We start from the raw sequence: 11,915 nt of genomic DNA on the forward strand, positions 1-11,915 counted from the left end.
TGTTGATGCCAAAATAAGTGAACATTTTTATCGTAATACCTAGATGGGTCGTTAGCTCAGTCGGTAGAGCAGTTGGCTTTTAACCAATTGGTCGAAGGTTCGAATCCTTCACGACCCACCACTTATTTCTTCAGCTGTATCTCTCTCGAATTTCCTCCTGAATGTCCCACGTTAAACTCCAATACTGAGTACAGAATTTAATACCTTCGTTTTACTTCTTCCACTGCAAATATTTTTCTAACATAATTATTGGCATTAGCAAGTTCGACTAATGCTGCATCTTTAAAAAGAAATGTATCTTGAGTTTGGCGATTATATTAAAGCTGACATTATGTGCAGTGATGATGACAATGGTGCGTATAATTCTGGGGGGTCTAGGCAGTTTATGTACCGAGCACTATTTATGGAAAGCTCTAATCCCACTTGGTTGTGATAAAGACTAAAAAGGAGACCTTAGGTCTCCTTTTGCATTAAGCGGATCACATATCTATAGCGCTTAATCTAACAGATTGTTTTCACGAACATATTGCTCGAAATCTGTACAGCCACCTATGTGCTTCTCATCGACAAAAATCTGCGGTACGGTTTCAACTGGCTTACCGACAGTTTTTTCTAAATCTGCTTTAGAGATGCCTTCTGCATGGATATCGACATATCTGAACTTAAAGTCATCACGTTTTTCAACGAGTTGCTCAGATAATTGCACAGCACGAACGCAATAAGGACAGCCTGGACGGCCAAAAATAACAACGAACATAATAGCTCCTTAGGATTACTTTAGTCGTTTTATACCATAGGCCTAAGTGAATTGATAATGTCAGCCGCGTTTATTTTCAGTTTGATAGCGACCTTGATAATCAAAATAGCTTTCGAGCAGATCCCAGCCTTTTTTATGTTTCTTCAGCAGCAAGAGATCGGGCATGCGGAATTTATCCGCGTCGCTGATTAACTCTGTCACCTTAGTGTATTTTTTCGGTTTTAATCCCGGTGTACGGCTATGGGGAAAGATGAATAAGGCATATAGGGCTCGCCACTGGGCCGGCGTTTGTAATTTAAAGCGGCGATTGAATTCATTACCGTCGATATCGAGGTACTGCACTTTCAGATTGCCGTCATCGTTGATGAGGCTCATATGCTGGCAGCGGAACAAATGATGGTGCTGCTGGCTGAGCACTTGGCGTAGGCGTTTATCGGGATCGATGAGGGTCGATTGGCAGTGCTGGCAAATGCGCGCGGCGATATCATTCTCTTCGCCACAATCAGGGCAAGATTTAGATCTAAATCGAAAGTCGCACTGCAGCTTTTTACCTTGCTGTTCGACTATGCCCTGACAGCGGCGACCAAAGTGTTCGATAATGTCGCCATCGTCGTCCGTGAGTCCCCAGAATATATTGGCAAAATCGCATACAGGGCAATGCACCTGCACGGGTACCGATTTACTGTTGGGTTTCGCTTGGCCGACCTCGGGGAAATACAAGTCATAACCATTGGCTGCATAGTCGATGATAAGACAATCTTTTTTGCCTTCAGCGATTCGCAATCCACGGCCGATCATTTGTTGAAACAGACTGACTGAGGCTGTCGGGCGCAAAATTGCAATCAAATCCACATGGGGCGCGTCGAAGCCTGTCGTCAACACAGCCACGTTGACTAAAAACTTAAGCTCTTGGGCTTTAAAGCGTTCAATCGTCGCGTCACGTTCATTGTCGTGCGTTTGTGCCGTGATAATGGCGCTCTGCGCTGCGTGAGCTTGGTTGAGTAGGCCAAAAATCTCATTAGCGTGGCGCACCGTTGCCGCAAAAATGATAATGCCTTTTCTATGTTGGCTCAGTTCAATGAGTTGTTTCACAATCGCAGTGGTCGCGCGGCCGTAATGTCCCAGTAAATCGTTAACCTCGGCTTCGGCATATTCGCCATTCTCGTTTGCTTTAAGTTGGCTGAAATCGTACTGGGCACTGAGGCCATCAAACAGGGTTGGCGCTGTGAGGTAACCTTGCTTAATGAGCGGCCTTATGGGCAGCTCGAACACACAATGTTCGAACACGGCATGTTCGGGAGACCCCACTTTGCCGTGATAGTGTTGCTGATAAATCCAGCCAGTGCCAAGGCGATAGGGCGTGGCGGTGAGACCGAGCAATCTTAATTGGGGATTTTTCGTGCGTAAATGGTTGAGTACTTGCTGATATTGGCTGGTTTTTTCTAGGCTGACTCTGTGGCATTCATCAATAATAACTAACGAGAACGGCTGATCGAACTGCGTTAATCCCCGCGCTGCCGATTGAATACTGGCAACAACGGTTTTTCCGTCGGTGGCTTTTTGATTGAGTCCCGCCGCATAAATACTGGCTTCGGTTGTCAGTAAACCGACTTTCTCTGCATTTTGTGCAACTAATTCTTTCACATGGGTGAGCACTAATACTCTGCCTTTGGCGATGCGTGCCAGTTCGGCGATCACTATGCTTTTGCCGGCGCCTGTGGGCAATACAAGTACGGCGGAAGCTTGGCTTTGCCTAAAATGGGCGATGGCGGCATTAACCGCTTGTTGTTGATAGTCTCTGAGTTTGACTGACACGCTGATAAAAAATCTATGCTGAATAAAAGTGAGGTCGCAAGCTTAACATAACAGGCAAAAAAAATGCCCCTGGTTGGAGGGGCAAGCTAGAGAAAGGAGCAATCACACACACTCTCTCAACAGGGTTCACTTTTAACCTGAGGTTTAAAAAGGGAGGTTCAGGTTACGCTTAGCCTATTGGGCATAGACTAAGCGTTGTGGACGTTATTCGTGACTCGGATATTACTCAGTACGATTTAAGCGTGATTCAATCAAGGTCTCGATCACCGCTGGATCGGCCAAGGTTGATGCATCCCCTAAGTTTGTCACTTCGTTAGCGGCAATCTTACGCAGGAAGCGGCGCATAATCTTGCCTGAACGTGTCTTAGGTAAGCCCGTCGCCCATTGGATGAGATCTGGGGTTGCCAGCGCACCAATTTCTTTACGAACCCATTGACGCAGCTCTTGACGTAGATCTTCGGTTTCTTCAGTGCCGCGGGTTAGCGTGACGTACGCATAAATACCTTGGCCTTTAATATCATGTGGGTAGCCAACTACTGCAGCTTCTGCAACCAGTTCATGTGATACCAGCGCACTTTCAACCTCTGCTGTACCTAATCTGTGGCCGGATACGTTGATCACGTCATCGACGCGGCCAGTGATCCAGTAGTAGCCATCTTCATCGCGGCGTGCGCCGTCACCGGTAAAATACATGCCGCGGAAGGTTTTAAAGTAGGTCAGTACAAATCGTTCGTGGTCGCCATACACAGTACGCATTTGGCCCGGCCAAGAATCGAGTAATACTAAGTTACCTTCGTTCTCACCTTCTAAAATATTCCCCATGTTATCCACTAAGGCGGGTTGAACGCCAAAGAACGGACGGGTAGCTGAGCCAGGTTTAGTATCGGTCGCACCAGGCAGTGGCGTAATCAAAATACCGCCGGTTTCAGTTTGCCACCAAGTATCGACGATAGGGCAATGTTCATGACCTATGACTTCATGGTACCAACGCCATGCTTCTGGGTTGATAGGTTCACCTACCGAGCCCATGATCCTCAAGCTGCTACCATCGAACTTATCGAAGTGTTGTTTACCTTCGGCCATCAGCGCGCGAATTAAGGTTGGCGCTGTATATAGAATGTTCACTTTATGGCGGTCAATCATTTCGCCTAAACGGGCAGGGCTTGGATGATTTGGTACACCTTCATGGATAAGCACAGTCGCACCATTGGCGAGCGGGCCGTAAACCATGTAAGAGTGGCCAGTGATCCAACCCACATCCGCGGTACACCAGTACACTTCACCAGCTTTGTAGTCGAACACATATTCATGGGTCATAGACGCATAAACCATGTAGCCGCCAGTGGTGTGCAATACGCCCTTGGGATTACCGGTTGAACCTGAGGTATAAAGCAAGAATAACGGTGCTTCGGCGTCCATTTCTTCTGGCTGGCAGTGCTCTGATGCGGTTTCCATCAGTGAATGCCACCACACATCACGGCTTTCTACCCAATCTACTTTGCCACCTGTGCGTTTAAGTACGATGACTTTTTCAACCGTAGTGACATCAGGGTGCTTTAAGGCATCATCTATGTTGCGCTTCAATGGAATAGCACGGCCACCGCGCATACCTTCATCGGAGGTAATGATGACTTTGGATTTTCCGTCAATGACGCGAGAGGCGATTGAATCCGGTGAGAAACCACCGAAGACCACAGAGTGCACAGCACCGAGACGGGCACAGGCAAGCATAGCGACTGCGGCTTCTGGCACCATAGGCATGTAAATTGTGACTATATCACCGCGGCGCACGCCTTGGCTGCGCAGTGCGTTGGCAAACTTACACACATCTGCATGTAATTCACCGTAGGTGATTTTGCGTTGTTCGCTGGCGTTATCGCCTTCCCAAATAATCGCCACGCGATCACTGTGCTCGGCTAAGTGACGGTCTAAACAGTTGGCTGAAGCATTCAGGGTGCCATCGTAAAACCAATTGATCGATAAGTTATGGTCATCAAAAGAGGTTTTTTTAATTTTGGTATAGGGTTTAATCCAATCAATACGCTTGCCGTGTTCTCTCCAGAAACCTTCAGGATTGACAATCGACTCTTGGTACATTGTTTTATATTTATCGTTGTTTACAAGTGCATTGGCAGCGATATTGCCGGAGACTTTGTAGAGAGACTGCGAGCTCATAGGGCTTCCCTTTTGAAAAATTGCGTGGACTGAGTATGGTATGCAAGGGGGCGGCAACTCCATTAGACCTTGGTCTAGTGTTAAATTTTCCTTTATATTTAGTCTGTTGCATTAAAAATCCGGCTAGATTTTAGACAGTTTTTATCGCACAATAATCAGAAAAAAGAGCAAAGTATGAATTTAACCTTAGTCGTTGCTGTTATTGCCGTCTGTTATGTCTCGCTTTTATTCCTATTGGCTTGGGGGGCGGAGCGTTGGTTTACTCAGATCACTAAAAAGCTTCAGGTCGTTATCTATGGTCTGAGCTTAGCGGTTTATTGCTCCTCGTGGAGTTTTTTAGGCACAGTTGGGCAATCGGCTAAGGATTTTTGGTCTTTCTTACCGATTTTTATCGGCCCTATTCTGATTTTTACTTTAGGTTTTGGCATGTTACGCAAGATGGTATTAGTGTCTAAGGCGCAAAATATCACTTCCGTGGCCGACTTTATTGCCGCCCGTTATGGTAAGTCTCAAACCTTAGCGGCTTTAGTCACCTTAATTGCCTTGTTTGGCATCATGCCCTATATCGCCCTGCAGCTTAAGGCGATGGTGTTCAGTCTTAATTTGTTTCAACCCGCTGACGATCCCCTCGATGGCGTGACAATTCCGTTACTGATCACTTCGCTGTTAGCCATATTTGCCATTTTATTTGGTACTCGTAAACTCGATGCGACTGAGCATAATCCCGGCATGATGCTCGCGATTGCCTTTGAGTCTCTGGTGAAACTTGCCGCATTTTTGTTGGTCGGCATCGTCATCAGTTTCGGAGTGTTCGATGGTTTTGGGGATATTTGGCAGCAGGCCAATGCGCAGTCACTAATTAATTATCCCAATCCACGTATTGAAGCTTTAATGCCTGAGTTACTCGTCGGAATGGCGGCCTTTTTATGTATGCCAAGGCAGTTCCATGTAATGGTGGTGGAATGCGCCGATGAGTCCGTGTTGTCAAAAGGGCGTTGGCTGTTTCCCATTTATTTAGCACTTTTTGGTTTATTCGTTGGACCGCTCGCCTTGGCGGGGAAGATCATCCTCGGCGATTCAGTGTCGGCCGATACCTATGTGATTAATTTACCGCTGGCGTTAGATCAACCTTTGCTGGCGGTGATTGCATTACTTGGCACACTTTCGGCGGCAACTGGCATGGTGATAGTGGCGGTGGTGACTATCAGTGTGATGGTAAGTAACGAATGGCTGGTGCCAGTGATGCTGCGCACAGGCCATATCCGCGAGAAAAACTTCAGTCAGTTCTCGCACCTGTTACTTAATGCCCGCCGCTTGGCGATCGTGATTATTCTTGGCTTAGGCTATGGCAGCTATTTGGCATTATCAGACAGTGATTCCTTGTCCCATTTAGGCATGTTGTCTTTTGGGGCGTTTGCCCAACTCGCGCCAGCTTTAGTCGGTGGACTCTATTGGAAACACGGCAATCGTGCTGGGGTATTTTTAGGACTCGGCGTGGGCTTTTCGCTGTGGTTCTACATCATGTTGCAGGGCATGACAGATGTGCAAAGCTCATCGGCGTTCTTGTCTAGTGTCGCGAGCGAGAAAGGCCTGCTAGATGCGATAACGCCCAATGTGCGTGATGCGCTGACGGCTCTTTTTGCTAATATCGCCTGTTATATATTGGGTTCTATTTGGTTTAGAGCAGGTGTGGCTGAGCGTATTCAGGCCAGTGCTTTTGTGAGCCCTGGCAAATTGAAAAACAGCGCCAATAAGAAAAATGGTCCGATTTCACAGCAAGATTTACTGATACTGGCGAGTCGCTTCGTTAGCCCAACGCGCGCCTATGAGAGTTTTAGCCGTTTCTCGATTGATGCGGTAAAAAGTGATAGTTGGCATAAAGCGGCGCCGCCGGAGTTGATTTCCCACACTGAACGTTTATTGGCGGGGGTGCTTGGCGCCTCAAGCGCAGCGCTGGTGATGGATTCCGTGCTGCAAGGGCGCGATTTAGCGCTGGATGAAGTCTTTAGTCTGGTCGATGAAGCTTCATCGAAGATTATGCTCAGTCAAGACATGTTGCGCGGCGCGATTGAGCACGCCTATGAAGGCATGAGTGTTATCGATAACGATCTCAATCTTGTGGCATGGAATTACAAATATGTGGAGCTGTATCAATATCCCGATGGATTTTTGCAGCAGGGCATGCCCATCAGTGAAGTGATCCGCTTTAATGCGGCGCGGGGTTATTGTGGTGAAGGGGAAATAGAACAGCAGGTTGAGCAGCGGGTGCAGCATATGCGTAATGGCACGCCGCACACTTCTGAGCGCCATCGCAGAGACGGTAAAGTGATTAAAATTCAAGGTAATCCCATGCCAGACGGTGGTTTTGTGATGACCTTTACCGATATTACTCAGTATCGCGAGCAGGAGCGCGCACTGCTCGAGGCCAATGAAACCTTAGAAAGCCGCGTTAATGAGCGAACCTATGAATTAGCCATGTTGAACAGTGAGTTACTCGAGGCTAAAGCGCAGGAAGAAATCGCCAACGCCTCTAAGAGTCGCTTCTTGGCTGCTGTTGGCCATGATTTAATGCAACCGCTTAATGCCGCGCGGCTGTTTACTGCGTCGTTATCTCAGTATCCCAATCTAGATCGTGAGGCCAGAACCACCTTATCCCATGTGAATAGCTCGCTAAAAATTGCCGGCGAGTTGCTCACCGACCTATTGGATATTTCTAAACTCGACTCAGGTATGGTGGATGTCAATCGCCGTGACTTTGCGATTTCAGAACTGATCAATGGCTTATCCGTTGAATTTGAAGCGATGGCGGCGGATAACCAAATTCGTTTTAAGATGATCCCATGCAGCGCAACCGTTAATTCCGATCCTTCGCTGTTAAGGCGTGTCCTGCAAAACTTTTTAACGAATGCCTACCGTTATGCTCGCGGTGGCAGAGTGTTATTTGGTTGTCGTCATCGAGGTCATTACCTTGAAATCCAAGTGTTAGACACGGGTTGTGGTATTGATGAAAAAGAAACCCAAGAAATTTTCAAAGAATTTAAGCGGTTGAATAATCCTAAGAGCAACAATGTTAGCGGCTTGGGCTTAGGTCTGGCGATTGCTGATCGCATTAGTAAAGTGTTAGAACACGGTATTCAGGTTTCGTCCCATTTAGGGCGCGGCTCGGTCTTCTCCATTTGTGTGCCGCTTGGAGAAACTGTGCGTCAGCCACAAGTGAAGGCGTTACCGTCGCTGCTGCAGCCGTTATCGGGTATCAAAGTGTTGTGTATCGACAACGAAGAGGCCATTTTAGCTGGATTAGAAAGCTTATTAAGCCGCTGGCAGTGTGAGGTTATCTGTGCAAAAGATTTATCTGATGCACGCATTAAACTAGGACTGAAAGGCGTCGCGCCTGATATTGTGCTCGCGGATTACCATTTAGATGATGGCCAAAATGGCGTCGATGCGATGGACGGTATTCGTGCCCTGTATGGCAAAGATTTACCCGGTATTTTGATCACCGCTAATACCCGCAAAGAGTTGGTGGAAGATGTGCAACGCCGCGGCTATCACTATATGGCGAAAATGATAAAACCTGCCGCGCTACGTGCCTTGATTTCTAGCTTGGTAAAATAAGCTTGGTATACGTGCTAGGTAACATGAGTTTAGTGACGTCGGTACGTTTATCGAAATGCCAAGATAATCGCGCAATTTTTTATGCGGCTTATCTTGGCTAAACGGTTTGACACAGGTTTGTGGGTGTAACTAAATACATGACTAGAGTTTGAATACGGCCAGTTTATTGTTTAAATTCAGTGATAATTCGGCCAAACTTTCACTTTCTTGAGCCAAATAAGTCGCCGATTCAGAGACTTCGAGCGCTGAGTTATTAATCCCGCACACGTTTCTGTTCATGTCTTCTGCGACCACACTTTGTTCTTCTGCGGCGGTGGCGATATGGGTTGCCATGTCACTCACATGTTTTATATGAGCAACGATAAGCGATAAATCCTTACCCGCTTTTGCTGATTGACTTACACTGTTTTCTGCCAGTGCACGGCTTGCATCCATTGCCTTAGCGGCGCTCACGGCCCGTTGTTGCAATAATGAAATCGTGTTTTGAATTTCTTCGGTCGATTGCCTAGTGCGACTGGCAAGTTGCCTCACTTCATCGGCGACTACAGCGAACCCTCGCCCTTGCTCGCCAGCGCGGGCGGCTTCAATTGCCGCATTCAGTGCCAGCAAGTTGGTTTGGTCTGAAATCGCGCTGATAACAGAGGTGACCTCGCTGATCTGCATGACTTCCTCTTTAAGCATATTTACTTGATCCGTCGCTTGCTCCACTTCTTTGGCAAGTGCATGAATACCATCTACGCTGGCGTGAACATCTTGGTCGCCAAGGCCAGCTTCCCAAGTGGCTTCTTTGGTATCTTTGGCTGTGCTCTCCGCATTATTCGCGACATCGGCGATAGTGGCGCTCATTTCATTCATGGCGGTGGCAAGTTGGGCGAGTTGATCCCGCTGATTATTTACCGCTTGATTGGTTTCCTCTGCAGTTGAGGCGATACGAGCCGAGGCCTGTGCAACATTGTCAGCGCTATGACTCGCTTGAAGTAAAGTGCTACGAATGGAGTCTATGCTTTGGTTTATATTGTGGGCTAAGATGCCAAGTTCATCTTTACCATAGATTTTTAGCTGAGTCGTTAAATCACCTTTTGTGATGGCGAGCATAGCCAGATTCACATCATCCAATGGCTGCGTAATAGAGCGGCTAATGGCATATCCTAGCCAAGCCATAAGCACAATAATGACAAATGTAATGCCTCCCATGGTGAGGTATTCATTCCAAATGGTGGCTTCGATATCTTGGAGTAACATACCTGAGCCTAAGATCCAGCCCCAAGGTTTAAATCCCATGACAAGTGAGATTTTTTGCGCTGATTTGCCATTCGCCGTCGTCCAGCGGTATTCGACTAATCCTTGTTTGCCATCACGGCCGAGTTCGACCATTTCGAACCAATAATTCTCTTCGCCTCGATTACCCATTTGTTGGCCAACCAGTTCTTTTTTGATGGGATGAACGATAACGTGCCTCGATTCATCAATCACAAACAAGTAGTTATCACCATCAAAACGCATGTCGTTCAACATGTCTTTAGCGGCTTGCTGTGCTTGCTCTAGGGGGAGCGATTGCGACAACGCTTGGATACGGCTGCTGGCGAGGGACAATACGGCATTAAGTCGTGCTTCACGCTCTGCCATCAGGTTGTGCTTGAGGGCTGTGACGGAAATAGTGAGTAAAATTAAGGCTCCTGCGAGGGCGATAATGAGCTGTAGTGCGAGTTTTCGATTAACGGGGATGTTAGCGAGTTTGAACATATGATCTCCTTTTCTTTGTGTAGCGATTTAAGCCATTCCCTCTGCTCAAGTTGTTGTCAGCTTTTGGCGAAAGATATGTTGTGTAAAGTGAGTGATATAAGCATCGTTGGCTTTGATAAAATTTCCAGTTGGTGGATTAAATAAATGCACTAAATTACAGAGTTTTAATGGAAATTGTGAGCAATATTGCAATTGCAACCTTAGCGCGTTTATCTATCGAGAGGATGCGAGATTCGAACAAGGGAAGGGCTGCTGAGTCTGAGATAAGCCAAGCAGTTCGAACCCCTAGCGCACAGTGCGCAGGGGTTCGTTTATTCGACGTTAAAGGCTTATTGAGTTGAAAGAGCGTTAAACTAAAAGATGGTCAAGTGTTAAAGCATTAACCGTGGCTGATAAGCTGCGGCTCAAGATTTTTTGATACCGCGCTAATACCTGCTGCGACTTGCTTCATCGCACTGGTGAGTTTGCTTAATTGTGCTGAGCTAATGATATAGGGCGGCATGATATAGATAAGGTTGGCGAAGGGACGCACCCAGACGCCTAAATCAACAAATTGTTGCTGTAGCTCTGCGGTATTGACGGGTTCGTGCATCTCTAACACGCCGACAGCGCCGAGCACTCGCACGTCTTTTACGCTCGGTAAGTCAATCGCATCGTTAAGTTCTAAACGCATTTGCTGTTCGATAGCAGCCACTTGCGCTTGCCATTCATTACGGTTAATTATGTCTAAGCTTGCACACGCCGCGGCGCAGGCTAGCGGGTTACCCATAAAAGTAGGGCCATGCATAAACACGCCTGCGGGAGATTGGCTTATGCCTTGGGCAACTTTATCGGTACATAGCGTTGCCGCTAGGCTGATATAACCGCCCGTCAGCGCTTTGCCTAAACATAAGATATCAGGGGTAATATGGGCGTGTTCATAGGCAAAAAGCTTACCTGTTCGACCAAAGCCAGTGGCTATTTCATCTAAGATCAGCAGGACATCAAATTCATCACATAGGGCACGAAGACCCGTTAAATAATCTGCGCTGTAGAAACGCATACCGCCAGCGCCTTGCATTATCGGCTCTATAATCACTGCGGCAATATCATGGTGATTAATGCTTAATATGTCGCGCATTGCGGTTAAATCATCGGCTTGTAAGGCTTCGCCAAAGGCGGTTTGTGGCGCGGGCACAAATGATTGCTTGGTTACTGCATCGCCAAACATAGTGTGCATGCCGCCTTCGGGATCGCATACGCTCATCGCGGCAAAGGTATCGCCGTGGTAGCCCCTCTTAACGGTAAGAATGCGTTGTTTTAGCGGTCGCTCTTCTCCATGTATACTTTGCCCTTGCCAACTCTGACCTTGCCAATATTGCAGCGCCATTTTAATTGCCACTTCGACTGAGATAGATCCAGAGTCGCACAAAAAGACCTTTGTTAGCGGTTTGCAGGTCATAGCGATAAGTTTTTTACACAGTTCAATGGCGGGTTCATGGGTGATACCGCCAAACATCACATGGCTCAGTTGATGCAACTGTTTTTCCATCGCGGTTAATATCTTGGGATGTGCATAGCCGTGCACACAGGCCCACCACGAGCTAGTACCATCGACCAACTTGCGGCCATCGACGAGTTCAAGCTCGCAGCCCTTTGCACTATGTACACCAAAAACAGGAAGAGATCGGGTCATTGAGGTGTAAGGATGCCAAATATGGGCGCTATCAAAGTCAAAATCGAGTAAATTGCGCATAAAAGCTCACTTTTTTGGTGATAAAGTAGCCATTAGTAAACTGGGTTCACTGGTTGGCGTTGACAGTTTAAGGGC

At 47.2% G+C, this 11,915-nt stretch carries 6 protein-coding genes and 1 tRNA gene; 2 read left to right on the forward strand and 5 right to left on the reverse strand.

The features are described from left to right. The first annotated feature begins 45 nt into the window (after nt 1–45). A tRNA-Lys gene (locus tag KFE26_RS04535) sits at nt 46–121 on the forward strand. Nucleotides 122–496: 375 nt separating this feature from the next. Here the strand turns inward: KFE26_RS04535 and KFE26_RS04540 are convergent. The 3 genes from KFE26_RS04540 to acs form a co-directional block, all read right to left on the reverse strand. Next, entirely contained in the window at nt 497–757 is a 261-nt protein-coding gene (locus KFE26_RS04540; protein WP_028760344.1) for a GrxA family glutaredoxin, read from the reverse strand. Nucleotides 758–817: 60 nt separating this feature from the next. Continuing rightward, nucleotides 818–2,572, reverse strand: coding sequence for a DEAD/DEAH box helicase (locus KFE26_RS04545; RefSeq protein WP_212599780.1), 1,755 nt, complete (start codon nt 2,570–2,572; stop codon nt 818–820). Between the two features lie 222 nt (nt 2,573–2,794). Continuing rightward, nucleotides 2,795–4,747, reverse strand: a complete 1,953-nt coding sequence (gene acs / locus KFE26_RS04550) for an acetate--CoA ligase (protein ID WP_212599781.1) — start codon at nt 4,745–4,747, stop codon at nt 2,795–2,797. Nucleotides 4,748–4,921: 174 nt separating this feature from the next. Between acs and KFE26_RS04555 the strand changes: the two genes are divergently transcribed. Then, nucleotides 4,922–8,362, forward strand: a complete 3,441-nt coding sequence (locus KFE26_RS04555; RefSeq protein ID WP_212599782.1) for a PAS domain-containing hybrid sensor histidine kinase/response regulator — start codon at nt 4,922–4,924, stop codon at nt 8,360–8,362. Nucleotides 8,363–8,503: 141 nt separating this feature from the next. Here the strand turns inward: KFE26_RS04555 and KFE26_RS04560 are convergent, their stop codons facing one another. Beyond that, entirely contained in the window at nt 8,504–10,105 is a 1,602-nt protein-coding gene (locus KFE26_RS04560) for a methyl-accepting chemotaxis protein (RefSeq protein WP_212599783.1), read from the reverse strand. 379 nt (nt 10,106–10,484) lie between these two features. Next, nucleotides 10,485–11,840: an adenosylmethionine--8-amino-7-oxononanoate transaminase gene (gene bioA, locus KFE26_RS04565; protein ID WP_212599784.1), complete on the reverse strand. Its 1,356-nt coding sequence runs from the start codon at nt 11,838–11,840 to the stop codon at nt 10,485–10,487. Nucleotides 11,841–11,915 lie beyond the last annotated feature (75 nt).

This window comes from Shewanella sp. M16, from assembly GCF_018224605.1.
Classification (GTDB): domain Bacteria; phylum Pseudomonadota; class Gammaproteobacteria; order Enterobacterales; family Shewanellaceae; genus Shewanella; species Shewanella oncorhynchi.

Coding starts and splice junctions, on each gene's coding strand:
- KFE26_RS04540 (WP_028760344.1), bottom strand. CDS start 757: ATGTTCGTTGTTATTTTTGGCCGTCCAGGCTGTCCTTATTGCGTTCGT.
- acs (WP_212599781.1), bottom strand. CDS start 4,747: ATGAGCTCGCAGTCTCTCTACAAAGTCTCCGGCAATATCGCTGCCAAT.
- KFE26_RS04555 (WP_212599782.1), top strand. CDS start 4,922: ATGAATTTAACCTTAGTCGTTGCTGTTATTGCCGTCTGTTATGTCTCG.
- KFE26_RS04560 (WP_212599783.1), bottom strand. CDS start 10,105: ATGTTCAAACTCGCTAACATCCCCGTTAATCGAAAACTCGCACTACAG.
- bioA (WP_212599784.1), bottom strand. CDS start 11,840: ATGCGCAATTTACTCGATTTTGACTTTGATAGCGCCCATATTTGGCAT.